Origin of the sequence: Parenemella sanctibonifatiensis, assembly GCF_002250565.1 — a bacterium.
GTDB classification, from domain to species: domain Bacteria; phylum Actinomycetota; class Actinomycetes; order Propionibacteriales; family Propionibacteriaceae; genus Parenemella; species Parenemella sanctibonifatiensis.
The window spans coordinates 177,796-202,660 of sequence record NZ_NMVJ01000001.1; the positions used below are offsets into that span (position 1 = coordinate 177,796).

Annotated in this window: 22 protein-coding genes; 10 read left to right on the forward strand and 12 right to left on the reverse strand. The window is 68.0% G+C overall.

The window, feature by feature from the left end; genetic code table 11:
- Nucleotides 1-5: 5 nt before the first annotated feature.
- The 7 genes from CGZ91_RS00875 to CGZ91_RS00910 all read right to left on the reverse strand — a co-directional run bounded on the left by CGZ91_RS00875 (nucleotide 6) and on the right by CGZ91_RS00910 (nucleotide 8,035).
- Nucleotides 6-2,327 (reverse strand): hypothetical protein, encoded by a 2,322-nt coding sequence (locus tag CGZ91_RS00875; RefSeq protein ID WP_144008444.1) that lies wholly within the window; start codon nucleotides 2,325-2,327, stop codon nucleotides 6-8.
- Nucleotides 2,290-2,967, reverse strand: coding sequence for an ABC transporter ATP-binding protein (locus tag CGZ91_RS00880; RefSeq protein WP_094450462.1), 678 nt, complete (start codon nucleotides 2,965-2,967; stop codon nucleotides 2,290-2,292). The genes CGZ91_RS00875 and CGZ91_RS00880 overlap by 38 nt, the downstream gene beginning before the upstream one ends.
- A gap of 463 nt (nucleotides 2,968-3,430) precedes the next feature.
- Complete coding sequence (locus tag CGZ91_RS00890; protein WP_094450464.1) at nucleotides 3,431-4,045, reverse strand: MBL fold metallo-hydrolase; 615 nt, start codon at nucleotides 4,043-4,045, stop codon at nucleotides 3,431-3,433.
- Entirely contained in the window at nucleotides 4,042-5,142 is a 1,101-nt protein-coding gene (locus CGZ91_RS00895; protein ID WP_094452118.1) for an S-(hydroxymethyl)mycothiol dehydrogenase, read from the reverse strand. Before CGZ91_RS00895 ends, CGZ91_RS00890 begins: the two co-directional genes overlap by 4 nt.
- A gap of 85 nt (nucleotides 5,143-5,227) precedes the next feature.
- Nucleotides 5,228-5,974 carry an alpha/beta hydrolase gene (locus tag CGZ91_RS00900; RefSeq protein WP_179229156.1) on the reverse strand — a complete coding sequence of 249 codons (747 nt, stop codon included), beginning with the start codon at nucleotides 5,972-5,974 and terminating at the stop codon, nucleotides 5,228-5,230.
- A gap of 73 nt (nucleotides 5,975-6,047) precedes the next feature.
- Complete coding sequence (locus tag CGZ91_RS00905) at nucleotides 6,048-7,334, reverse strand: hypothetical protein (protein ID WP_094452120.1); 1,287 nt, start codon at nucleotides 7,332-7,334, stop codon at nucleotides 6,048-6,050.
- Nucleotides 7,334-8,035 (reverse strand): ABC transporter ATP-binding protein, encoded by a 702-nt coding sequence (locus CGZ91_RS00910; protein ID WP_229116343.1) that lies wholly within the window; start codon nucleotides 8,033-8,035, stop codon nucleotides 7,334-7,336. Before CGZ91_RS00910 ends, CGZ91_RS00905 begins: the two co-directional genes overlap by 1 nt.
- Before the next feature lie 241 nt (nucleotides 8,036-8,276).
- Between CGZ91_RS00910 and pepN the strand changes: the two genes are divergently transcribed.
- The 4 genes from pepN to CGZ91_RS00930 all read left to right on the forward strand — a co-directional run bounded on the left by pepN (nucleotide 8,277) and on the right by CGZ91_RS00930 (nucleotide 13,582).
- Nucleotides 8,277-10,844 (forward strand): aminopeptidase N, encoded by a 2,568-nt coding sequence (gene pepN / locus CGZ91_RS00915; RefSeq protein WP_094452122.1) that lies wholly within the window; start codon nucleotides 8,277-8,279, stop codon nucleotides 10,842-10,844.
- Nucleotides 10,845-10,945: 101 nt separating this feature from the next.
- Nucleotides 10,946-11,410 (forward strand): YlcI/YnfO family protein, encoded by a 465-nt coding sequence (locus CGZ91_RS00920; RefSeq protein WP_094450471.1) that lies wholly within the window; start codon nucleotides 10,946-10,948, stop codon nucleotides 11,408-11,410.
- 24 nt (nucleotides 11,411-11,434) lie between these two features.
- Nucleotides 11,435-12,280: a DUF4097 family beta strand repeat-containing protein gene (locus CGZ91_RS00925; RefSeq protein WP_094452123.1), complete on the forward strand. Its 846-nt coding sequence runs from the start codon at nucleotides 11,435-11,437 to the stop codon at nucleotides 12,278-12,280.
- A gap of 183 nt (nucleotides 12,281-12,463) precedes the next feature.
- A complete protein-coding gene (locus CGZ91_RS00930; protein WP_229116344.1) occupies nucleotides 12,464-13,582 on the forward strand; it encodes a Nif3-like dinuclear metal center hexameric protein in 1,119 nt (372 codons plus the stop codon).
- A gap of 6 nt (nucleotides 13,583-13,588) precedes the next feature.
- Here CGZ91_RS00930 and CGZ91_RS00935 read toward each other — a convergent pair whose 3' ends face one another.
- Entirely contained in the window at nucleotides 13,589-14,284 is a 696-nt protein-coding gene (locus CGZ91_RS00935; protein WP_094452124.1) for a DUF4352 domain-containing protein, read from the reverse strand.
- Between the two features lie 188 nt (nucleotides 14,285-14,472).
- On the opposite strand from CGZ91_RS00935, the gene CGZ91_RS00940 reads away from it, so the two are divergent.
- Together CGZ91_RS00940 and CGZ91_RS00945 are read left to right on the forward strand one after the other, a co-directional pair.
- Nucleotides 14,473-15,735 carry a sensor histidine kinase gene (locus CGZ91_RS00940; RefSeq protein ID WP_144008445.1) on the forward strand — a complete coding sequence of 421 codons (1,263 nt, stop codon included), beginning with the start codon at nucleotides 14,473-14,475 and terminating at the stop codon, nucleotides 15,733-15,735.
- Nucleotides 15,736-15,745: 10 nt separating this feature from the next.
- Entirely contained in the window at nucleotides 15,746-16,408 is a 663-nt protein-coding gene (locus CGZ91_RS00945) for a response regulator (RefSeq protein WP_094452126.1), read from the forward strand.
- A gap of 1 nt (nucleotide 16,409) precedes the next feature.
- On the opposite strand, the gene CGZ91_RS00950 is transcribed toward CGZ91_RS00945, so the two are convergent.
- Together CGZ91_RS00950 and CGZ91_RS00955 are read right to left on the reverse strand one after the other, a co-directional pair.
- Nucleotides 16,410-16,646 carry a hypothetical protein gene (locus tag CGZ91_RS00950; protein ID WP_144008446.1) on the reverse strand — a complete coding sequence of 79 codons (237 nt, stop codon included), beginning with the start codon at nucleotides 16,644-16,646 and terminating at the stop codon, nucleotides 16,410-16,412.
- Nucleotides 16,647-16,664: 18 nt separating this feature from the next.
- Nucleotides 16,665-18,605 (reverse strand): hypothetical protein, encoded by a 1,941-nt coding sequence (locus tag CGZ91_RS00955; protein ID WP_094452127.1) that lies wholly within the window; start codon nucleotides 18,603-18,605, stop codon nucleotides 16,665-16,667.
- A 102-nt stretch (nucleotides 18,606-18,707) separates the two neighbouring features.
- On the opposite strand from CGZ91_RS00955, the gene pyrR reads away from it, so the two are divergent.
- The 4 genes from pyrR to CGZ91_RS00975 are packed head-to-tail and all read left to right on the forward strand — an operon-like array spanning nucleotide 18,708 to nucleotide 22,096.
- Nucleotides 18,708-19,286: a bifunctional pyr operon transcriptional regulator/uracil phosphoribosyltransferase PyrR gene (pyrR, locus tag CGZ91_RS00960; protein WP_094450479.1), complete on the forward strand. Its 579-nt coding sequence runs from the start codon at nucleotides 18,708-18,710 to the stop codon at nucleotides 19,284-19,286.
- Nucleotides 19,286-20,242: an aspartate carbamoyltransferase catalytic subunit gene (locus tag CGZ91_RS00965; protein WP_094452128.1), complete on the forward strand. Its 957-nt coding sequence runs from the start codon at nucleotides 19,286-19,288 to the stop codon at nucleotides 20,240-20,242. Before pyrR ends, CGZ91_RS00965 begins: the two co-directional genes overlap by 1 nt.
- A complete protein-coding gene (locus tag CGZ91_RS00970; RefSeq protein ID WP_094452129.1) occupies nucleotides 20,235-21,569 on the forward strand; it encodes a dihydroorotase in 1,335 nt (444 codons plus the stop codon). Before CGZ91_RS00965 ends, CGZ91_RS00970 begins: the two co-directional genes overlap by 8 nt.
- Before the next feature lie 38 nt (nucleotides 21,570-21,607).
- Nucleotides 21,608-22,096, forward strand: a complete 489-nt coding sequence (locus CGZ91_RS00975; protein ID WP_094452130.1) for a hypothetical protein — start codon at nucleotides 21,608-21,610, stop codon at nucleotides 22,094-22,096.
- Nucleotides 22,097-22,100: 4 nt separating this feature from the next.
- Here CGZ91_RS00975 and CGZ91_RS00980 read toward each other — a convergent pair whose 3' ends face one another.
- On the reverse strand, nucleotides 22,101-22,943 hold the full coding sequence (locus tag CGZ91_RS00980) for an acyl-CoA thioesterase (protein ID WP_094452131.1): 843 nt from the start codon (nucleotides 22,941-22,943) through the stop codon (nucleotides 22,101-22,103).
- 2 nt (nucleotides 22,944-22,945) lie between these two features.
- Nucleotides 22,946-24,754 carry an AMP-dependent synthetase/ligase gene (locus tag CGZ91_RS00985; RefSeq protein ID WP_094452132.1) on the reverse strand — a complete coding sequence of 603 codons (1,809 nt, stop codon included), beginning with the start codon at nucleotides 24,752-24,754 and terminating at the stop codon, nucleotides 22,946-22,948.
- Nucleotides 24,755-24,865 lie beyond the last annotated feature (111 nt).

Genomic DNA, 24,865 nt, shown 5'->3' on the forward strand with positions numbered 1-24,865 from the left:
CGACCTTAGGCGTGATCGACGAGTCGTTCACTCACTCTGACTCGACTCGCCGCGACCAGTGACCCGAGGGCGGCGCTGATCAGGGCCGCCGCCGCGAAGCCCAGCACCCGTGGCCACGGCAGGAACTGCGGGACGAACTCCCCCGCGTGGACGCCCATGAACGCGAGGGTGAGCACGGTAGCGCCGACCGTCGCCGCGCCGATCGGCACCACCGCCGTGGCCACGAAGACGCCCAGCTGGGCGTGCCAAGCAAATCTGCGTGGCACCCCGAGAGCCGCAAGCCCGGCGAACACAGCCCGCTGTCCGGCCACGGCTGAGCCCGCAGAGAATCCGCCGATGGCCGCCAGGACGAGGGTCATGCCCACCACGACCACGACGACCTCCGTCCCGATGTCGAAGGTCTCCGTGGGCACGTGGAGGCTCACCACCGTCTGATCCAGGCCCGAGCCGCGCAGCACCACCTTGAGCCGTGCCAGTTCTTCGGGGCTGAAACCGGTGTACACGCTCGTGTCGAAGATCCGGCTAGGCGCGTCGGCAAGCAGGATCATCCCGACAATGCCGGACTGCCGCGCGCGAGGGATGTCCGCGGTCACTGCGGGAACCACCCGTTGCGATCCGTCATCGGCAAGCACCTCCTCCCCGGAGGTTTCCGGCCCCAGCATCACCAGGACGCCATTGGCAAGAGCTTGCAGATCCTGCTCGGTGAGTTCCGGGAAGAGCGCGGCGGCCGTTCGCCGATCAGCCACGGCCCACACCGCGCCCACCCCGGACACCCACCACCGCTCCGACACCATGGCCGGCTCGCCCGGGAGAGACAACACCTCTTGGTAGGTCTCGGCCTCCGCAGCATTGAGGTCGCCGCCGACGGCAACCACGCCTGGCGGCACCGGGGACCGCTGGCTGTCCGTCAGCGCCGCCATGGACGTGCTCGACAGCATGAGGATGCTGACGGTCACCGTTGCGGTCAGGGCGGTTGCCGCAGCGCTCAGTTTCGGGCGTCGGTTACCCGCCAGAATGCGGCCGGCCAATGTCCATCCTGTGGTAGCCAACCTTGCTGCTTGCACAGCAGGGATGGGCACCAAGGCGGTCAGGAGTGCTGCCGCGAGGGCCACGAGTGCAATCTGGGCCATCAGGTCGGTCGGTTTGGTCGACAGGAACAGGACAGCAGGTATCGCGACGGCACCGCACACCGCCACGGCGACCCATCCCACTCGACGTGCCCAGACTCCGGTGCCGGCTGGTCGCACTGGGCCCCGTGCCCTCGCCGCCGCAGTGGCCGACAGCATCAGGGACAGCACCAAAGCAACCTCGGTCACGGCCAGGAGCCCAAGCGGGAGGTCCTCCGACAGGGGTCGGCCCCCGTTGAACTCCTGCGCGATCGGGGCTGCGGCTCGGGCGGCCGCGAACCCCGCGACCGTCCCTGCAGCAATCGCCCCAAGACCCGCGACGCCAACGGCCATGAGCGTTGCCGAGCGAAGAACGGCCAACGGCACACCGAGCACGGCCATCTGTGCGTGCTGGCGCCGAAACCAGCCGCCAGCGGTGACGCCCGCTGCTATGACGAGGGCCGCGCCGGCGCCGATGGTCGGCCACCACAGCGCCAACAACTCGAAAGTGGTCACCGTCTCCTCTGCGGTGCCGCGTAGCTCGACCATCCTGACGCCCTCGAATCGGGATGCCGCCGCGTACGGGTCCGGCGCGGAGAAATAGACGCTCGCCGCCGCGGCCAGCGTCACACCCGGCCGTGGTTGCCACGAGGCCCACGTCCCTGGCGCGCACACCGCCACCGTGACGGTCGGGCGATAGCGCATCACCGCCGTGCCGGTCGGCACGACGGCCCCGTCGACAGCTGCCGAGACGCGTCTGGGTGAAGCCTCTGGCAACACGCATTCACCGGGGACGGCGGGCCATCGACCGGAGGTGAGATCGAATCGCCCCTGGGCGGCAGCACCCTCCGGAGGCAGTTCAAAGTAGTGGAGGACCGCGGCATTGCCGTGGTCGTCGACCATGCCCACCTGCGCGAAGAGCTGCACCTCGACGGCAGTGTCTGCGCTCAGCGCCCCAACCGGATCCTCGGGCAGGCGGTCCCCCATCGCGACATCCGATTCCAGCGTCGCCCATCCGTCTGCGGTGCCGAACTGATCCTCGGACTGTTGGCTCGTCGACAGGGAGAAGCTGGCCGCTGTCGTCGCAAACCCTGCGCACAGGGCGGTGCCCACAAACACCAGGCCGATGGTGAGCCAGAGAGACCGGCTGCGCAGCACCAGAGCCGTCAGCAGCCATCGGCCCTCAGCTGACCGCGCCGTCCGCGATCGCCAGTTTGTCATCACAGTAATCTTCCGCCCCGGGGTCATGGGAACACAGCAGCACAGCCACCGATCGCTCATCAGCAAATTGCTTCAGCAGACGAAAGAGCGCATGCGAATTTTCTTGGTCGAGCGCGCCGGTCGGCTCATCAGCCAGCAGGATCCGTTTGTCTCCCACCAAGGCGCGCGCGATCCCCACGCGTTGCCGCTGGCCGCCGGACATCTCCGGCGGTCGCCGGCGCGCCACCTGCGCAACGCCCATCCAATCCAGCGCTTCGAGCGATCGGTCTCGAGCATCGCGCCACGAAAGCCCACGGGCCACCAACGGCACCATGACGTTCTCCAAGGCGCTGAATTCCCGGATGAGATTGTTGTCCTGGAAGACGACCCCCAAGCCGTTGAGCCGGATCGCGGCACGCGTCTTCTCCGATGCGGCCACGACATCGACGCCCAGCACCTCGATCTCGCCACGGTCGGGCGTGTCCAGCCCCGCGAGCAGATTGATGAGGGTGGATTTGCCCGATCCGCTGGGTCCGGTGAGCAGCATCAGCCGGCCGGCGGAGAGACGCAGGTCCACGCCTTTGACGGCGTGGACCTGCTCAGCGCGAGTCACAAATGTGCGGTGCAGCCCGCGCGCCTCGACCAGGGTCTCAGCACCCATTACCCAGAGTCCAGGAGCTCATCTTGTCGTTGTCCCAGAGTGCGAAGGAGGCGCTGTTCGACCTACGGGGCATTTGGATGCACCGACCCGTGTAGTACGTGTCGTGCCACCACGCCCCGTCCCACTGCGTGTCATTGTTGTACGAGCTCAGAACGTTGTCGAAGCCCAGCCCCATGGCCGGGATACTCTCTGGGGCAGACGCCGTCCTGAACCCGATCCTGAAGTTCGTGTCCATGTACAACGTGAGGACGGCGTGGGCTGGCGCTTGGAGTGACCCAAGCATGGCTGCCGCGACCATTGTGGCCGCGACTACTCGTTTGCGGATCTTCATTGTTTGCCTCCTTTGGCATCGTCGCCCCCTTGGGCCGACTACGCTCAAGCTATCCCGCCACAGGGCGGGAACACAATAGCCAGGAGACACAAAATTCTACTCAACGGTGACCGAGTGTTTACGCCCGCAGCGTCACTCCCAGCCGATCGAGCCTTCCAGCTCAGCCGCGATGGTGGTGTCCTCGCCGTGGCCGGTGTGCACCACCGTCTCGTCGGGCAGCGACAGCAGCCGCGTACGGATCGATTCCTTGATCAGGTCGGCGTCGCTGAAGCTTCGACCGGTGGCACCCGGACCGCCGCTGAAGAGCGTGTCGCCGGTGAAGAGCACTCCTTCGGAGGGCACGTAGAAGCAGACCGAGCCCGGGCTGTGGCCCGGCGTGTGCAGCACCCGGAGCTCCGCGCCGGCGACCCGGATCCGCTGCCGGTCCGCGATCGGACCATCAGGGGCGTCGTCGTGGGTCAGCTTCCAGACCACCACGTCGGCCGGGTGGAGCAGCACCGGCGCATCCAGTAGTCGGCCCAACTCGGGCGCCTGGCGTACGTGATCGTCGTGGGCGTGCGTGCACAGCACCGCGACGGTACGCCGACCGCCCACCGCCGACTCGACCTTCGCCGGGTCGTGCCCGGCATCGATGACGACACACTCCTCGTCGTCGCCGACGATCCAAGTGTTGTTGTCGACCTCATGGGTCTCGCCGTCGAGGCTGAAGGTGCCCGAGGTCACGACCTTGTCAATACGCACACTCATGCTCCTGCCCCGTCCAGCACGACGACCGACCGCAGCACCTTGCCGCTCTTCATCGTCTCGAATGCCTGCTCCACCGATTCCAATCCGATTTCCTCGCTGACAAAGTCGTCCAGCGGGAATCGTCCCTGCTGGTAGAGATCCACCAGCATCGGGAAGTCCCGTTCGGGCAGGCAATCGCCGTACCACGACGACTTCAGCGCGCCGCCATGTCCGAAGACCTCCGCCAGCGGCACCTCCACGGTCATCTCGGGCGTCGGTACGCCGACCAGCACCAAGACGCCGGCCAGGTCGCGTCCGAAGAAGCCCTGCTTCCAGGTCTCCGGCCGCCCCACGGCATCGACGACCACGTCGGGGCCGTTGCCGTCGGTGAAGCCGCGCATCCCCTCGACGGGGTCCAGCTCGCGGGAGTTGATGGTGTGGGTCGCGCCGAAGGAGCGCGCCCGCTCGAGCTTGGCGTCGTCGACGTCGATCGCAATGATCGTGGTGGCCCCGGCCAGCAGCGAGCCGGCGATCGCGGCCATGCCGACACCGCCGCAGCCGATCACGGCGACCGAGTCACCCCGGGTCACGCCGCCGGTGTTGACCGCGGCGCCGAAACCAGCCATCACGCCGCAGCCGAGCAGGCCAGCAGCGGCCGGCCGGGCCGAGGGATCCACCTTGGTGCACTGCCCAGCCGCGACCAGCGTCTTCTCGATGAACGCACCGATGCCCAGCGCCGGCTCAAGCTCAGTGCCGTCGGTCAGGGTCATCTTCTGGGTGGCGTTGTGGGTGGCGAAGCAATACCAGGGCTTGCCCTTCTTGCAGGCCCGGCACTCGCCGCACACCGCCCGCCAGTTGAGGATGACGAAGTCGCCCGGCGCGAGGTCGGTGACGCCCTCCCCGACCGACTCCACCACCCCGGCCGCCTCGTGGCCGAGCAGATAGGGATAGTCATCGCCGATGCCACCCTGCTGATAGTGGAAGTCGGTGTGGCACACACCGCAGGCCTGCACCTTGACGACGGCCTCGCCCGGTCCGGGGTCGGGCACGACGACCTCGACCACCTCGACCGGTTCTGACTTGCGGCGCGCGATCACGCCTCGCACTGTTTGGGACACAGAACTCCTCCTCAGGTCCTGGACTGATCGTAAGAGGCGCGGATCGCCGCCCCGGAAGGGGGGTCGACGGGCCGCACCACGCTGGTCAGATCGCCTCGCATCGATCGACGAATCGCGACAGCCGCGCAAACATCTCCGGGTGCGATTCGGGCGTACGCGCGTAGGCAAAACCATGCTTGGTGTCCGGCTCGATCACGGTCTCGACCGCATGCCCCTGCCGGGCCAGCGCGCCGGCCAGCACCTCGACACCGGGGTGCAGGAAGTAGTGCTCATCCTCCGCCAGCAAAAACAGCCACTCGGCTGGCGTCAGCTCGCTAGGTGGCTGCCCAAACAGTGCCAGGTGCTCATCAGTGAGCCCCAATTGCCGCACCCGGGCCTGGCCGCTCTCGCCGAGGTGGTCATCGGCCATCGAGCCGGGCCCGTTGATCGACAGCACGCCGACCACGGGCTGCGGGGTGCGCTGCTCCAGCACCAGCGCGGTGGCCAGGTGGGCTCCAGCCGAACTCCCCACCAGGATCAACCGTTCGGGACGCAGCTTGTCGGTGACGATCGCCAATCCGGTCTCCAGGTCGGCGACCTTGTCGGCGTAGTCGGTGTCCTCTTCGATCCGATAGCCCAGCGAGGCGGTGGGAAAGCCTCGGCCGGCGGACCAGCGGGCCATGTTGGTGAAGGCATCCCGGGTGCCGCCATACCAGCCACCCCCGTGGATGAAGACCACCGCGGTACGCCGTGGTGCCCCGACGTGCTCGTGGATGTCGAGCTCCTGTCGGGGATCGGTGGCATCGGCGTACGCGATTGTGCGCAGATCCGGTGGGCCGGCGGCCTCGGTCATGGGCGGTCTCCTGAGTCGGTTGCGTCCCAACCCTAGAGGCGAGCCCATCGGCCCCTGCAACCGGTTGGTGACCTCAGGGATTCACGTCCACGATGCGGCGCACCATCGGGTTGGTCACCGCCACCGCTGCCAGCACCAGAACGATCGCTCCGATCGCCACTCCGACGAAGCTCAGCAGTCCGGACCAGGTCTGGACGATCATCCCCAACCCGATGGGCGCGACCAGCACCAGCGCCGCCAGTCCGGCGATCACCACGGCAGCCGTCACCGGCAGGGCCGCCTCCCGCAACCGGATCTGCCGCAGCACCTTCACGTCGGTGCCCGCGAGCCGCAGCCCGCGATAGGACTCAGCCTGGTCCCAGAGCCGGCAGGTCTGCGTGACGGCTGCCGACACCGCCGCCAAGACGCTGGTGAAGGCCAGCGTCACCCACGCTCCCAGACCGATGTCGCTGAAGAGTTGCGCGGTCTCCGCGTCGGTGCTCCACGACGCCATCGCGGGAGCGATGCTCAGCACGCCCGCGATGTAGGTGGCGAACGCGACGCCGGACACCATCCGCCACGCCGCGCGCGGGTCGTCGATCAGCCGCCGCGCCGCGACCAGGGCCGCCGCCGTCGCGGCCTGCCGGGCGGCGATCTTGCCGACCAGCCACAACACGAACGGCCCGACCAGATTGACGATGCCGATGCAGATCGCCAGGAAGGCGAGGATCACCAGCACGCTGGGCTGCTGCATCACCGCCGACCACAGCCCGAGCACCACCACCGCTGCGACGAGCCGCAGCACGCTCATGGCGCGCGGGCTGACCCGCTGCGCGACTCCCAGCGGGGACACCGACACCGCGACCAGCGACAGCGCCGCCGACGCCAGTGCGAGCACGACCATCACTGCCGCCAAAGCCGCGATCCGGTCCGGTCCGAGCCACATCTCCGACACCGAGAAACCAGTGCCTTGGAAGGGCAACAGCGTCATCACCGGGAGCAACAGCGCGTACGCCAGCACCCCCAGCAGCGCTCCCACCACTGCCTGCGCGCCGGTGTCGAGCAGGGCAATCAGGGTCGTCTGGCCACGGGTGCCGCCGGCGAGCCGGATGGCCGCCAGCCGCGCGTTGCGCCGGGTCACCGACAGCCGGGCAGCCGCAGCACCCAGGGTCAGGATCGGTACGCCGACCAGGATCCCGGCGATGCTGGCCGCCACCTGATAGGTGCCAGAGGGGTCGGGGCGCCCCAGAAATGCTTGGACGCCGCCGAGCACCGTGTAGAGGCAGGCGGCGGCTGCAGTGAACGCCACCACCGCCAACAGATCCACGCCACGCCCCTGGGACTGTCGGGCGAACTGCCACCACAACCGCAGGGCCGGCATCAGCGAGCTCCCTGGATCGTCGCGGGACGGCGATGGTCGGCCACGATGTGACCGTCACGCATCTCGATGGTCCGGTCGCAGTGGCGGGCCACGCCCGGGTCGTGGGTGACGACCACCAGCGCCGCGCCGACCACTCGCACCGTGCGTGTCAACACCTGCAACACGTCGTGGCCGGTGGCCTGGTCCAGCGCGCCGGTCGGCTCGTCGGCGAAGATCACCGCGGGCTCGGTGACCAACGCCCGCGCGATCGCCACGCGCTGCTCCTGACCACCGGACAGTTCACCCGGGCGCCGCGCCTCCAGGCCACGCAGGCCGAGTCGTTCCAGCCAGATCTCAGACCTCTTGAGGGCTTCCTTCCTCCCCCGACCCGCCAACAACATCGGCAGCGCCACATTTTCCACGGCCGGCAGTTCGGCCAGCAGCTGCCCGGACTGGAAGACGAAGCCGAAGTCGGTGCGCCTCAGCTTGGTCCGGGCGCCGTCCCCCATTCGCGCCAGGTCCTGGTCGGCGTAGCGCACCTCTCCCCCGCTGGGGCTGATGATGCCGGCCAGGCAGTGCAGCAGGGTCGTCTTGCCCGATCCCGACGGCCCCATGATCGCGGTGGTGCCGCGTTCCAGGTCGAGATCGACCCGGTCCAAGGCATCGATCGCCGACGGGCCGGAGCCGTAGGTCTTGGTCAGTTGTCGCGCAGAAATCACCATGGCCATCAGCCAAGTCCGTGCCCGAGGTCCGCACCATCGGTCGCGGGTCCCGCAGCCCTCGCCGCGCGGTCGCGTCACCGTCCACTCGGGCGGCACCGCGGGCGTACGGGCACTGCGACCGCAGCGGATCGGGCGACCCCGGTCACAGCTTCGTCACCGGCTCGTCATCGTGCGGTAACCTAGGCAAGCTGTACGCACTGATCCGTGACGACGGACGTGACTCGACCACAAGGCAGGTTGGATGTATCCGGCAAACCTCACCCGTGCTGAGGCACAGGAGCGCTCGACAGTCCTGGCGACCCACCACTACGACGTGGCGGTCGACCTCAGCGGTCAGGATGGCCGCGTCAGCGAGGACCAGTTCCTGTCGACCTCCACGGTCCGTTTCACGGCCAATCAGGCCGCCGAGACTCACATCGACCTGATTGCTGACGGGGTGCTGCACGCCGAACTGGACGGCGCCGAGCTCGACCCGGCCGCCTTCAGCAATCACCGCTTCCCGCTGTCGCTGGAGGCCGGCGAGCACACGCTGACCATCATTGCGCTGGGCCGCTACAGCCACACCGGCGAGGGACTGCACCGCTTCGTCGACCCCGCCGACGACAAGGTCTACTGCTACACCCAGTTCGAGGTCCCCGACGCCCGCCGAGTCTTCGCCTGCTTCGAGCAGCCCGACCTCAAGGCCACCTTCACCTGGACCGTGACCGCCCCGGCGGACTGGACCGTCATCTCCAACGCCAACACCGTGGACCCGGAGATCACCGGCGAGATCGGCGTGTGGCGCTTCGCCGAGACCAAGCCGATGTCGACCTACATCACCGCGATCATCGCCGGCCACTACCACGTGGTGCGCACGGCGTACGCCGGTCAGGGCCACGCCATCCCGATGTCGCTGCTGTGCCGCCAGTCCATGAAGGAGCATCTGGACGCGGATCGCATCTTTGCCACCACCAAGGCCGGTTTCCAGGTCTTCGAGGAGGCGTTCGGGATGCCGTACGCCTTCGGCTCCTACGACCAGGCCTTCGTGCCGGAATACAACGCGGGCGCGATGGAGAACGCCGGCTGTGTGACCATCCGCGACGAATACCTCTTCCGCTCCCGGATGCCGGCCAGCGCCTACGAGGGCCGCGACAACACCATCCTCCACGAGCTGGCCCACATGTGGTTCGGCGACCTCGTGACCATGCGTTGGTGGGACGACCTGTGGCTGAACGAGTCCTTCGCCGAGTGGGCCTCGCACTTCGCGCAGGAGGAGATCGCGCGCCAGACCGAGTCGGGTGTCAACCCGTGGGCCACCTTCGCCAACCAGCGCAAGGGCTGGGCCTACACCCAGGACCAGCAGCCCACCACCCATCCGATCGCCGCCGACATGGTCGATCTGGAGGCAGTCGAGCTCAACTTCGACGGCATCACGTACGCCAAGGGCGCCTCGGCGCTCAACCAGCTGGTCGCCTACGTCGGCCGCGACAACTTCCTGGCCGGCGTCCGGGCGTACTTCGCCGAGCACGCCTACGGCAACACCCAGCTGTCGGACCTGATCGGCAAGCTCGAAGAAGCCTCCGGGCGGGACCTGGCCGCGTGGGTGGAGCAGTGGCTCAACCATGCCGGGGTCAACACCCTGCGCGCCGAGTTCGAGGTCGCCGACGGAGCCTTCACCACCTTTGCGATCCGGCAGACTGCGCTGGAACAGTGGCCGACATTGCGCCTGCACCGGATGGCGGTGGGCCTGTACAACCTGGTTGACGGCGAGTTGGTGCGCACCGATCGGGTCGAACTCGACATCGACGGCGAGCTCACCGAGGTGGGCGAACTGGTCGGCAAGCAGCAGCCCGATCTGATCCTGCTCAACGACGATGACCTCACCTACGCCAAGGTGCGGTTGGACGAGCGTTCGATGCAGACGCTGGTCGAGCACATCGACGCCCTCACCGACGGGCTCGCCCGCGCAGTCTGCTGGGGTGCGGCCTGGGACATGTGCCGGGATGCCGAGCTGAAGCCGTCGGCGTACGTCGACGTGGTGCTGCGCGGCCTGGGCTCCGAGACCGACTCGACTGCCGTGGCCTCCTGCGTACGCCAGGCGCTCACCGCAGTGACCGCGTACACCCGACCGCAGGACCGCCCCGACGCGCGCAACCAGCTGCGGGCCGGCTTGGCCCGGCTGCTGGCCGCTGCCGAACCCGGCTCGGATGCCCAGTTGCTGATCGCCAAGGGGTTGGCTCAGGTCTGCGAGCTCGGCGCCGGTGAGGAACTGCTCAGTGGCTGGTTGGCCGGCGAGGAGGTCCCCGAGGGCCTCGAGATCGACACCGACCTGCGCTGGCACCTGGCGCGCCAGCTGGCCCGGATGGGCGCGTGGGACGCGAGCGACATCGACGCCGAACTGGCCAACGACAAGACCGTGAGCGGAGCCGAAGAAGCTGCAGGCGCCAAGGCGGCCCTGCCCGGGGCCGCTGACAAGGCCGCGGCCTGGCAGCTTGCCACCGCCGACGCCAGCGTCACCAACTCGGTGCACCGGATGGTCTGCATGGGATTCCACCAGTACGGGCAGGAGGAGGTGCTCGCCGACTACGCGCAGAAGTATCTGCAGGTCGTCGAGGACATCTCCAATGCCAGCAACGGCTGGGCCGACCGTGGCCAGCAGAGCACCGTTTATGTGCTGCTGGGCCTCTTCCCCGCCGTCACGGCCGATGAGGACTTCATCGCCGAGATGGACGAATGGATGGCACAGCGGACGTTGGCTGAGCAGCCCGCGCGGATCCTGCGGGAACGCCGCCACGACGTCCTGCGGGCGATCGCCTGCCGCAAGCTCTGAGGCGCCGCGGCGTCAGGCATATGCACGCCTGACACCGCGTGACACCAAGTGGTGTCGTCTAGCCCTTGCATGTGACACCATGATGGTGTCACACTGGGGTCATGGACCTGACCCCTTATCTCGACCAACTCCGTGACAGCCTGCTGCGCGGATCCGAGGACGAGGCTTCCACCCGGCGCCTGCTGGACCAGTTGGAACCGAGCTTTCGGCTCACCGTGATGCAGCTCCTCTCCGACGCCGCGGCCGGTCTCTCCCACGACCTGCCACCCGACACCGAGATCCAGGTGCGGCTGGTGGGACGCGACCCCTACCTGCACGTCGAGATCGGCCAACCGATCGCCCCGCCTCCGCCACCAGAGCCCGAAGAAGACCGCTCCGCCACGCGCATCACGCTGCGGCTGCCCGACGGCGTCAAGCGGCGCGCCGACGAAGCCGCCGAGGCCGAGGGCATCTCCCTCAACGCCTGGATCACCAACGCGGTCCGCCACGCCGCCGAACCCGGCCGCAACCGGGGCAGCCGCCACCGGCGCGGGATGCTCGGCAACCAGATGACCGGCTGGGTCTGACCAGCCACCCCGAAGGAGACCATCATGAGCCCCGACCTGTCCCTCCACCTCAGCGGCAACCTCGGTGACATCACCGTGAGGTCACACGACGGCACCGATGTGTCAGCCACCACCACCAAGGGCGACCCAATCTCATGGGATCGCCACCACGGCCATGACGGCACCGTGCTGAGCTGGGATGCCGGCATGCTGCGCCGCTCCCCCGGCGTACGCGTCGAGGTGCCCCACCACACCACCGTCCACATCACCTCACTGCAGGGCGACATGGACTTCGACGGCCAGTTCGGCACCGTGACGCTACGCAGCGCCAACGGCGACATCACCGTACGCGGGGAGGTCGCAGACGCGACGCTCACCGTCGGCAACGGCGACCTGACCCTGGAACGCTGCCTCGGTGACGCCGAATTGACCAGCGGCGCCGGCGACATCCGCGTCACCCACATCGGCGGAGACGCCAACTTGTCCAGCGGCACCGGAGACGTCACCCTGGAACGCGCCGAGGGCGAGGTGACGCTCGCCTCCGGCAGCGGCGACCTGATGCTCAGCGACGCCAGCGAACGGGTCGACCTCACCACGGGCAGCGGCGACATCAACGTCCGGCGCATGGCCGCCGGCCAGCTCAGCGCCACCAGTGCCTCGGGCGACATCCAACTCCAGGTGGTCGCCGGGATCCCGGTGTGGACCGACGTCCAGACCATGAGTGGAGACATCCGCTCCGACCTCAGCGGAGCCGGCGAACCCGCAGCCGACCAGCCCTCAATCCGACTGTCCGTCAACGCCGTCTCCGGAGATGTCGTCCTCACCGAGATCGAGGACGACTTCGGCCCCTACCACGTCCCCACACCCGCCGACACCCAGCCGATCAACTGACCAGACACCACAGGAGAAACTGACATGCTCGAATTCTGGGAGAGCCCCCACCACCACCTCCAGACCGAGGCCGAGGCCATCCGCGCCTGGCGGCAAGCCGCCCAGGCCCTCACCCATCCACTGCGCTGAGCCCATCCACTGCGCTGAGGCCACTGCCACCCGTTGGGTGACAAGATGAGCCCCATGGCCACCGTCTCGTCTGTCATCGCCGCCCTCGAGGAGCAACACCCCACCCACCGCGCCGAGTCCTGGGATCAGGTCGGGCTGGCCGCCGGCGATCCGGCCAGTCCGGTCAGCCACCTTCTGCTGGCCGTCGATCCGACCCTCGAGGTGGTCCGAGAAGCCGCCCGAGTCGGCGCAGAGCTGATCATCACCCACCATCCGCTGTTGTTGCGCGGCATCCATGCCGTCACCGCCACGGACCCCAAGGGCGAGATCCTGCGGGAGCTGATGCGCCACGACATCGCCCTCTACACCGCCCACACCAATGCTGACGTCGGCATCGCCGGTGTCAGCGAGGCGTTGGCAACGGCGGTCGGCCTGACCGATCTGACCCCGCTGGCACCGCAGCCGGCCGAAGCACTGGTGAGTCTGGCCACCCAGGTGCCCCGGGACTCGGCCGATGCGGTACGCGAGGCGCTCGCCGAAGCCGGCGCCGGCTCACTGGGCGACTACCGGGCCTGCTCCTTCTCAGTCACCGGCACCGGCCGGTTCCTTCCGGTCGAGGGCGCCGAGCCCACCATCGGGACCGTCGGCACCCCCGAAGAGGTCGAGGAGGAACGCATCGAGGTGGTGCTGCCGCAGCGGCTGCGCCGCCCCGTGCTGTCGGCACTACTGGCATCGCATCCCTACGAGGAGCCGGCCTGGACCATGACGACGCTGGAGCAGCCGCTGGGCGAGATCGGGCTCGGCCGGGTCGGACGACTGCCTGAGCCCCTCACCGCCGCAGCGTTTGCCGAGCAGGTGTCCGCCGCCCTGCCGGAGACAATCACCGGCGTACGCCTGGCTGGCGATCCCGAGCGAATGCTGAGTCGGATTGCCGTGATGGGCGGCGCCGGGGACTCTCACCTGGACCAGGCTCGAGCCGCCGGAGTGGATGCCTATCTCACCAGCGACCTGCGGCACCATCCCGCCAGTGAGTTCATCGCGCACGACGACGCCCCGGTGTTGCTGGACGTGGCCCACTGGGCAGCGGAATGGACCTGGCTGCCGATGGCAGCTCAGGCCCTGTCTGCTGCCGTCCCCGGACTCAAGGCCACCGTCTCGACGTTGCGCACCGACCCGTGGACACTGCGCGTCTGACCCGAGTCAGCTGAGCGAGACCTCGACGGTCTTGCCGAAGATGTCGCCCTGCAGCAGCGCCACGGTCGGCGTGCTCGCCTCGGGGACATCGAAGTAGACCGTGCCGGTGAGGGTGTTGCCCGGATTGATCTTCTCGTAGATGATCGCGTCGTCGTTGTAGCTGATCGTCGACTCGTACTCCGCACTGCCGTCGCCGACCTTGATGAAGCTGCTCGACAGGTCGACGGCCTTGCTGCCGGTGTTCTTGGCGGTCAGCTGCATCTTGCAGTATTGGCCCTGCGGATCCTCGGCCAGCGGGCTCTCCATCTCCACGCCGCACTCCCACGCGGTGATCGTGTACTCCACGTCACCGGCGAGCACCGGGGTGTTCAGCCCGGCCGGGGCCTCTTGGCCGCCGCCGTCGCTCTTCTCACCGCCGCCGTCGCTCTTCTCACCGCCGCCATCGCCCTTCTCGCCTCCGGCATCACTCTGGGCGCCAGCATCGCCGCCCGCTGCCGGATCACCGGCGGGAGGCGCGGTGTCCGTCCCGCCACCGCCCACGGCGCTCAGGCCGATGAGGACGACCACCACGATCGCGATCCAGACCCACACCCGCTTGAAGAAGGGCTTCTTGGGCTTGCCGGCCGGCTGGGCCGGGCCGGGGCCCTGCGGCGGGGTGTGGGCGTACGTCGGCTGGCTGGGGGAGGTCGGGTGACCGGACATGCTGACTCCTCGGGTCGGCCCCGTGGTCGATCCACGGGAGCGGTGAACGCTTCAAGCTTCGGCCGCAACGACCGTCTGGAGGGTCCTGCGAAAGGTCCGACCCCGCTGACCGAAAGGATGACTCTTGTCTCCGTCCGTCGGCCCGATCGAAGGACGGAAATGTCAGTGCGGACCCCTAGGCTCAGAATGTGCAAACTTCTCGTTCACCGCGATGGGTCAGTCAGGTCTGGTCCGTCGTGGTTTCGCTGCTGCTCTATCCGGCGCTGCTGCTGATCAACCTGCCCAATCATGCGGCGGTGTCCTGGTACTGGCCCACCCCGCTCGGTGCGGGCCAGCCCGTCGTGTCCTCACTCGGCCTCTTCGCGGTGCTGCTGGCGTTCATCTGCAATGCCACCGTCTTCGTCCGTCGCCGCCATCCCTGGGTCACCTGGGGCGCCGGCGCGGTGATGGTGCTGTTGGGGCAGTTCGATCCGTTGCTGCTCTTCGTCGGCACCCACGCGCTGATCGTGCATCGCGGCGGCCGGCAGGCCACCATCGGCACCATTGCCGCCGGGGTGATCGGTGTCTGGGTCGTGATCCGCAACGCCATCGCGCCGCTGCACTGGACCGTGATGCTCGATCCGGTCGGCCTACCGACCGGACAGCGGGTGTTGTTGGACCTGACGATGACGGGGCTGGTCTTCGTGGTCACCGTGATGCTGGGGCGGATGCGCCGCAACCGCCAACAAGCCAGAGCGGCCGACGCCCGGGCCGTACGCGCCGAGGGCACCGCCCGCGACCTGTCCGAACAGCTGACCCAACGCGCCGAACGGGAACGGCTGGCCCGGGAGATCCACGACACGCTGGCCCACCGGCTGTCCCTGGTGTCCCTGCATTCGGGTGCCCTGGAGGAGTTGGCACAGTCCAGCGACCCGACGCTGGTCCAGGCCGCCCAGGTGGTGCGCAACTCGGCCCACCGGTCGCTGGAAGACCTGCGCAATCTGATCGGCGCGCTGCGCGACCCGGCCCCGGCCGGTCCGGTGGAACAGCCCTCCCGGATCCCGCTGCGAGGGATGGCCGATGTCACCGACGTGATCGACTCGACGCTCGCTGCCGGCGTGAAGGTGAACGCGTTCATCATGCTCAGCTCCCCCGAGGAAGCCAGCGACATGCTCAACCGGGCCGTCTTCCGGATCGTCCAGGAGTCGTTGACCAATGTCGTCAAACACGCACCGGGCACCACGGTCGGCCTCGATCTGCGGGGCTCGCCGGGCGCCGGGGTGTCGCTGAAGATCCGCAACATGATGACCCACCACTCCAGCGGTACGCCCGGATCGGGCACCGGGTTGGTCGGAATGCGGGAACGGGTCGGCCTGTTGGGCGGGCGGATGAATGCCGGCCCGACCGGGGACGGCTGGTTCGAGGTCGACGTGCAACTGCCGTGGGCCGCAGCAGCGAAGCAGGGCCGCTAAAGTCACGCCCATGACTCCGGTGCGGGCCTTGATCGTGGACGATGATCCCATGGCGCGGGCTGGCGTACGCGCGATCCTCAGCACCGATCCCGGCATCGAGGTCGTCGGCGAGGCCAGTGACGGCGACGAAGTCACCGAAACCTGCAACCGGCTGCTGCCCGATGTGATTCTGATGGATCTGCGGATGGAACGGGTCAGTGGCGTCGAGGCGACAGCCGTCGTCCAGCGCCGGATCATGCCACCCAAGGTGATCGCGCTGACCGCCTTTGACCTGGATGACTACGTCTTCCAGGTGCTCGAGGCCGGTGCGGTCGGCTTCGTCCTCAAGGACTCCAGCCCTGACGAGTTGCGTCGCGCCGTTCACACCGCCGTTGCCGGGGACGCCTTCCTGTCACCGCGCAGCACCCGGCGGGTGATCCAGCGGCTGATCGCCCGAGAATCCCGCGAGCAGCGCTCCACCCGACAACAGTTGGACGGACTCAGCGAACGGGAACGCGAGGTCGCCCAGTTGGTCTGGCAGGGCTACTCAAACCGCAACATCGCCGACGAACTCTTCGTCTCCGAAACCACCGTGAAGACCCACCTGAATCGGCTGATGGTCAAGCTGGACGTGGAAAACCGCGTCCAGGTCGCGCTCGTCGTCGAACGCGCCGGTCACGACGGCGGGGTCTGAGTCAGGATTCGATGCGCGCGGTGTCAGACTCGGCCTCCAGAGCCTTTTCGGCGCGCTCGCGACGCAGCAACTCGGCCGAACTTGGCTTGTGCTTCCCGGCCAGGGTCGGGGCGTACACGAGCAGGGCAACGACGATCCCGACCACGACCGGAATGATCAGCAGGAGCAGTAGCTCCTGGAACACGGTGGGAATAGGCGCCTCGGGCCAGCCGGGCAGCGTCTGCAATGGCGTGAACACAGCCGTAGCCTAGCCGCCTCACCGCGGCGTGTCACGGCTGCGCGAGCGCACGGTCAGCTTGTATCCGAGCCGATGCCGCAACCGCGCCACCACCAGCAGAGCCGACCCCACCACCACCGCCGCGGTGAGGACGATCACCACCAGCGGCTGCTCGACCACGGCGATGACACCAATCAACGCCACGGCCATGATGAGAGTGAACTCCCGCAGTTCGCCGCGCAACTGTTGCCCCCTCGCGGGGCGCACTCGGACCGTGCCGAGTTGGGTGCCGGCCAGCCCGAGGCGTTCGCGCAGCGCCGCATCGACCAGGATTGCGGGTAGGTCGGGCGCGTGCCCCAGCGCGGTCGCCGCGTCGGGCATCCGAGCACCGAAGCCACCACCGAACTGGTGCCGTCTGCTGTCCAACTCGTGTTCGGGCACCTGGAAGGCCTTGACCTCCAGATGCGGCACCTCCCCCTGGTCATCGGCGCGCCCCTCGATGACGACATTGTCACCACTGTCCACACCAAGGACTTCCAGCGAAAGCGGATCGAGCAGCACGACGTCGCGTTCGGCAGTCGCAACCGTGGACAAATGAACTCGGGCGGAAATGGTGGCCGGTGTTCCCAGGATCGGATCGGCCACCCGGGACCTGCGCAGGGTCACGCCGCGATATCGCACCACCTCACCGGGCTCCAGGCCGATCGCAATCCGCAGCACCTGGTCGACCTGCACCTCGTCGTCGGGCTGGTCCGGATCAATCATCACCTTGGCGATCGTGGTGGGGGCAGGTGCGCCGACCACACGGCGCAACGCCGCGGACTGGAGCTCGCAGTAGTCACGACCGCCCACCGCCCGGTGCTGCCGTGGATTGAGCCGGATGCAACTCTCACCGCGCCGGTCCAAGGTCGCATCGAGCACCTTCCCGTACGCCGTCCTGGTCCCGTCGGCGGACACCGGCGCCACGCCGCCGTCCACGTCGGTTCCGGCAACTCCACCGCCCACCCGCGGGCTGAGCTCGCCGTACTGGACGAGCGGCTGGCTGCGCAGGTCCGGGAACCGGTCCGGATCGTTCCACGCATGGTCAAAGGCGTGGTGTGCCAGGGCTGCTGAGACCTGTTCGCGAAGGTCAGCGTCGGTGGCCAACCGCTGCCACGCGACGAGGTCCTCCCCCAGCACCCGCGCCACGTCGGGCCAGCCAGCACAGCGCTCCAGCACCGCTGGCTGGGCGGCCAACGCACCAGAGCGCGGGGCGTCGAGCTGGGACTGCATCGCCCACCAGTCCGGGGCATCCCCCTCCGCGTGGTCGGCCAGCGCCCCGGCGGTGTGGACATAGGCGTACAGACCGGGCAGCTCCTCCCCCGTGCTGAGGACGGTGCGGGCCTGCTCCCGCCCCAACCACACGCGCCGATAGCCGAGCTCAGAATCATCGACCAAGGCGAGCTGGTCCCGATCCAGGAACTGGACATACAGGCGTACCGACTCGCCGGGCGCCGGCAGCAGCGTGGTCGGCACATAGCCCTTGGGCGCGATGACCGGGGCAAAGCCGACCCGGGCATCACTGACCTCGGCCTGGACCATCGGGATCGTCAACGCCCGGGTCAGGACGTTGTCGACGAACTTGTCGCGGAGCTGGGCCGGTGCAGCATTGGACCCGACACACAGCACCGGCACCCGACTGTTGCAACCGGGCACGTTGAGACTCTCCAGCACCCGCCCGAGCATCGGCGCCGACTGCGCCTTGAGCCCCAGCGCGCGCTTGTCGCTCTCGGGCATCGCCAAACCCAAGTGGGGCAACCGGAAACCATCCCAGTCGACCGGATCATGGGCGCCCAGGGCAACGCCGTCGTAACTCCGCAACGGCCACATGGCCTGTCCGGACAGCAGCACCGATTCTTCGGGCCAGCGTCCGGGATAGAGCATCGGCTGGCGTCGCGGCGCCTGCTCGATGGCGTACGGATCCTCTTCCAGCGCAGTCACACGGCCAGCATAGGGATCGGGTACGGATTCATGTTCTGTGCCGTCACGCAGGGCGGCGGGAACAGCTAGATTGGGTGCCGACATCGTTGCGGAGGAGCGTGCGTGGACACCCAATCCGACCGTCCGGAGACCGGGCTCGGCGGCCGAGTCGTCCTCGACGCCGCCGAGATCTCCAGGGCACTGACGCGGATGGCCCACCAGATCGTCGAGTCCACCAAGGGGGCCGCGGACGTGGTGCTGCTCGGGATCCCGACCCGCGGTGTACCGCTGGCAGTGCGGCTGGCCGAGGCGATGGCTGACCCGGCCGGGCGTGCAATTCCCCACGGCATCCTCGACATCACCATGTATCGCGACGACCTGCGTCGCCACCCCACCCGCACCGTCGGACCGACCACCATCCCGCGGTCCCTGCAGGATGCGACCGTCGTGCTCGTCGACGACGTCCTCTACTCCGGGCGTACCGTCGCCGCGGCGTTGGACGCACTCAAGGACCTCGACGGCCGCCCTCGCTCGGTGCAGTTGGCAGTGCTGGTGGACCGCGGCCATCGACAGTTGCCGATCCGCGCCGACCACGTCGGCAAAAATCTGCCGACGGCAACCGAGGAACGCGTCTCGGTGCGCCTGACCGAGACCGACGACCTGGACCAGGTCACCATCACCCGCCCCAGCGAGGAGATCTGATGCGCCATCTGATCAGCGCCGCCGACCTCTCCGCCGAGGAGATCACTGCCCTGCTCGACACCGCCGCTCAGATGCAACAAGTGCAGCACCGCACCGTCAAGAAGTTGCCGGCGCTGCGCGGTCGCACCGTGGTGAACCTGTTCTTCGAAGACTCCACTCGCACCCGTACCTCCTTCGAGATGGCTGGCAAGTGGCTCAGCGCCGACACCATCAACGTGTCGGCAAAGGGCTCCAGCGTGTCCAAGGGCGAATCGCTCCGCGACACCTTGCTGACATTGGCCGCGATGGGCACCGATGCCCTGGTGATCCGCCACGCAGCCTCCGGCGTCTGCCGGCAGGCCACCGACTGGGTCGACTGCAGCATCATCAATGCCGGTGACGGCCAACACGAACATCCCACCCAAGCCCTGCTGGATGCGTACGCGCTGCGGCACCACTTCGAGGCGCTGGCCAGCAAGGACGAGGGCGAGGCTGGTTTCACCGGCAAGAAGGTGGTCATCGTCGGTGACCTCACCCATTCACGGGTGGTCCGTTCCAACGTGATCCTGCTTCGCGCACTGGGCGCCGAGGTCACTCTGGTCGCGCCCTCAACCCTGCTCCCGTCGGGAGTCGGGACCTGGCCGGCGACCGTGACCACCGAGCTGGACGACCAGCTCACCGATGCGGACGCGGTGATGATGTTGCGGGTGCAGCGGGAACGGATGTCGGGTGGATTCTTCCCCAGTGCCCGCGAGTACACCGTGCAGTACGGACTCACCAAGACCCGACTCGCGACCCTGAAGCCGGGCGCGGCCATCCTGCATCCCGGCCCGATGAACCGTGGCTTGGAGATCTCCAGCGATGCCGCCGACGCGGCCGCCTCGCTGGTGCTCGACCAGGTCGCCGCCGGCGTGGCGGTGCGGATGAGCGTGCTCTATCACCTGTTGGGTGGAGCCGATGAGGAGACCCATGATTGATCCGAGTGCTGGGCCTGACCAGTCCCACGTCGCTGCCCTGTCGACCCGTGATGCCCGGTCGATTCCCGCTCCCCTCTCGATTAATGGCGTCACCCTCCCCGACGGCACGACCACCGACCTGCACATCGCGCAAGGCCGATACGTCCAGGACCCGCCCGAGGGGGCCGAGCAGATCGACGCCGCCGGATTGCGGGTGCTACCGGGCTTGGTGGACCTGCACACCCACCTGCGGGAACCGGGGCGTGAGGACGCCGAGACCGTCCGCAGCGGCGCTGCCGCGGCGGCCCGGGGTGGCTGGACCGCAGTCTGCGCGATGGCCAACACCCGCCCGGTCACCGACACCGCCGAAGCCGCCCAGCACCTGCACGCCCTGGCAGCCGACGCTGATGCCCAGGTGGTGCCGATCGGCGCCATCTCCAAGGGGTTGGGCGGCGAAGAACTCGCCGAGCTGGGGCTGATGAATCGCCATGCGGGCGTACGCCTGTTTTCCGACGACGGTCGTTGTGTCGCCGACAGCCGGTTGATGCGCCGGGCCTTCGAGTACGTCCGCGACTTCGGCGGCGTGTTGGCCCAACACGCGCAGGATCCGGCGCTGGCCGGCGACCAGGCCTGCTGCCACGAGGGCGAATGGTCCGGTCGGCTGGGGCTCCCCAGCTGGCCGCCGCAGGCCGAGTCGGTGATTGTCGCCCGGGACGTCCAGCTGGCCGAGCTGACCCGCTCCCGGTTGCACGTCTGCCATGTCACCAGCGCCGAATCGGTGGAGGTGCTGCGGTGGGCCAAGGCCCGCGGCATCCAGGTGACCGCGGAGGTGACCCCACACCACCTGCTGCTCACCACCGACCTGCTCGCCGACTACGACACCACCTTCAAGGTCAATCCGCCGCTGCGCACCGATGAACACGTCGAGGCACTGCGGGCCGGTCTGGCTGACGGCACCATCGATGCGGTCGCCACGGACCACGCCCCGCATGCCCCCCAGGACAAGCACCACGCGTTCGTCGATGCCCGGCCCGGCATGCTTGGCCTGGAGCATGCCCTCGGGGTGGTCCTCGACACGATGGTCGCCACCGGCGCGCTGGACTGGTCCGGGGTGGCCGATCGGATGTCCCAGGCGCCGGCCCGGATCGCCGGGCTGGCCGATCAGGGACAGGGATTCACCGTCGGGGACCCGGCCTCGCTGGTGCTGGTCGATCCGAGCGCCCGCGCCGTGGTGGACCGCAGCCAGACCGCGTCGCTGTCGCGAAACAATCCCTACCACGGTCGCGAGCTCGCCGACCCGGTGGTGCGCACCATCTGGAACGGGCGCACGACCTGGTTGCGAAGCTGAGGCAACCGGAACGGACCGCCACCGCGTATGGAGTGGGTATGTTCAGCAAACATCGCACTGGCCCAGCCGCGTTCCTCGCTGGCATCCTGCTGGTCGTGGTCGCGATGACCGGCTGCGGCAACACCCAACAGGCGGCTCCCGGCGACACGCCCGACCCATCCGAGAGCACGCCAGGCGCACTCCCCTCGGGCGCCACCCAGGTCTGGCTCCACGGCGACCAGCGGTGGCCCGGCCCCGCCGAACCGCTCACCACCGATGTCCAGAGCGCCATCGATGCCTTCAACGAACTCCCCAGCGCACCTCCCAACCAGGTCTGCACGATGGAGTATCGGCTCGCCTACGAGGCCGTCTTCGACTATCCCGACGGTCGCCAGATCACGGTGGCCGGCGAACTGCACGGCTGCCGAACGGTCAGGCTGGGGGCTGCCGGTGATCCGAACGCCGACCGCCGCCTCGGCGGGGAGGGTTATCTCAACGAACTGCTGCGGCTGTGGCAGGCACAGGGTACGCCGGTCGAGACCCCGTAAGGGCTCAGGCCAGCACCCAGCTGGCCACCTTCTCGCGCATCTCGGCGCCGATCTCGATCGGCTTGCCGGACAGGTCCGCCATCACCAGCACCGTGATGCTGCGCGCATGCGGTTCGGTGGCGTCGCGGTCAGCGAAGAGTTCACTGACCAGGGTCAGCGAGGTCCGGCCCACCTTGATGATGCTGGTGCGAATGTCCAGCAATCCCGCCTGCCATGCCAGCGGCTTGAGGTAGGCGACGTCGTGGCGAGCCACCAACCACAGGTGGTCCATCCCCATCCGCAGGCCGGTCGGGTCCACCGCGATGGTCGCCGCGATCCGCGCCTCCTGGAAGTAGGTCAGGTAGGAGACATTGTTGACGTGGTCATAGCGATCCAGGTCGGACCAGCGCACCGTGCCCGCGTAGTGATGGCTGCGGTCAGCCTGGGTGCGTGCCTGCATCGGCAACTCCCGCAACTCCGGCATCGGGCCCTGCTCGGAACGCAACCACTCGGCCTGCGCCCCAGTGAGGCGCTTCGGGTGACCATTACCGTCGACCGGGCACAGCGTGGTGGTGGCCCGCAGCACCGGCTGGCCACCGTGGGTCAGCACATAACCGAAGTCGAACCGGCTGGCACCGACCTTGCCCACGACGACGTCGGCCACGATCGGCGTACCGTCATAGAGCACCGGCGCCAAGTACTCCAGCTGCTGTGAGACCACGACCACCCCGCTGCCCAGCAGGACACCGATCGGGCTGCCGTGCATCAGCGCAACCCGCGCCTCCTGCAGGTAGTCACCGAAAGAGGCATTGTTGACATGCCCCTGGGCGTCCTGGTCATCCCAGCGGGTCAGTACTTCGGTGCGCAATATCAGTCTTCCTTCGGGTACAGCGAGTCGACGACATCGGCATAGGTCTCGGCGACCTTGCCACGGCGGATCTTCATGTTCGCCGTCACCTGACCGTCCTCGACCGTCAGCTCGTGGTCGAGAATCGCGAAGTCCTTCACGGTCTCCCAGCGGTCCAGACGCTCGTTGGCCCGATCGATGAAGCCCTTGATCGACTCACGGATGTCGGGGTGCTGGCTGAGCTCGGCGTAGTCGGCCTTGAGCCCTCGCTTCTCACCCCAGGCGAGCAGCTGCGGCTCGTCCATGGTGACCAGCGCGACGGCGTACTTGCGGCCCTCGCCCAGCACCACGATCTGCGACAGATAGGGGCAGTTGGCCATGATGACGCCCTCGACCTTCTGGGGCGCGATGAACTTGCCACCGGAGGTCTTGAAGAGGTCACGCTTGCGATCGGTGATGGTGACGTTGCCCTCGGCATCCATCTCGCCGACGTCACCGGTGCCATACCAGCCGTCCTGGATGGCCTCCGCGGTCTTCTCGGGATTTTTGTGGTATCCGCGCATCACGCCCGGGCCCTTGATGAGGACCTCACCGTCGTCAGCGATCCGGACTTCCGTCCCGGGCGAAGCCTTGCCGATGGTGCCGAACAGCGGCGTACGCGGGTCGTTCAGCGTGCTGATGGCACTCGTCTCGGTCATGCCGTAACCCTCGACCACAGTCAGGCCGGCAGAGTAGAACCAAGCCTGCACCTGGGCGTTGAGTTTGGCCGAACCGGAGATGAAGAAGCGCAATCGGCCGCCCATTTTTTCGTGCAGCTTGGAGAAGACCAGCTTGTGGGCCAGGCCGTACTGCGCCTTGAGCAACACCGGCATCGACTTGCCCTCCAGCCGGTACGGACGAGACTTGGCGCCAACCCCGAAGGCCCAGCGGGCGATCTGGCCCTTGATGCCCTTGTTGCCGGTCAGCACCGCGACGCGCACCTTCTCGAAGATCCGCGGGGCGCCACACATGAAGGTGGGGTGCACGACCGACAGGTTCGGCACGATGTTGGGGATGCGGCCGTCGACGGCACTGGCGAAACCGATGATGATCTGGCAGGCAATCAGGCACTTGCCGAAGACGTGTGACAGCGGCAGCCACAGATACTGCAGGTCGTTTTCGGTGACGATGTCGAGGGTGTCCATCGCGGCGCCCTCGTAGGTCCAGTTGCCATGGGTCAGCTCGACCCCCTTGGGGCGGCCGGTGGTGCCGGAGGTGTAGATGAGCGTGCACAACGAATCGAGTCCCAGCGAGTCGACGATCTCGTCCAGGGCATCGGGATGCTCCGCGGCGTACGCCTCACCCTGGGCCACCAGGTCGTCCCAGCTGACCGCGCCCTCCGCGGTGCCGTCGATCAGGATCAGTGAGTCGAATTCCAGGCCGGTCTGGCGCATCTTCTCGAGCTGCTCGACGTTCTCGACGATCACCACCCGTGACTCGGAGTGGTCGAGGATGTACTGCACCTCGTCGGCGGTGGTGTTGGGATAGACGGTGGTGGTGACGCCACCCGCAAAACCGATCGCCAGGTCCGCCAGGATCCATTCGATCCGGGTGCCCGAGGCAATGGCAACCCGCTGCTCCCGTTCCAGCCCGAGCGCCAGCAGCCCATTGGCCAGCGTCTCGACCTTGCTGAGGGTCTCCTGCCACGTCAGCGAATGCCACTGTTCATTGGCGTCAGGAAACCTGAACGCCTCGATGCTGCTGGACTTGGAGACGCGGTTGCGCAGCGCGGCCGGGACCGACACCGGCCGGTTGGCAATCCGCTCCGCAACGTTGACAGGGGCTGCACTCATCTCGTGACCTTTCGAAGCGTGACGTCCACATGCGGACGGTGAAGGTCAGTTTGCCATGCTCTGTCGCTTTCCGCCCACGATCGGACCCAACGATTGAATCATCAACTCTGG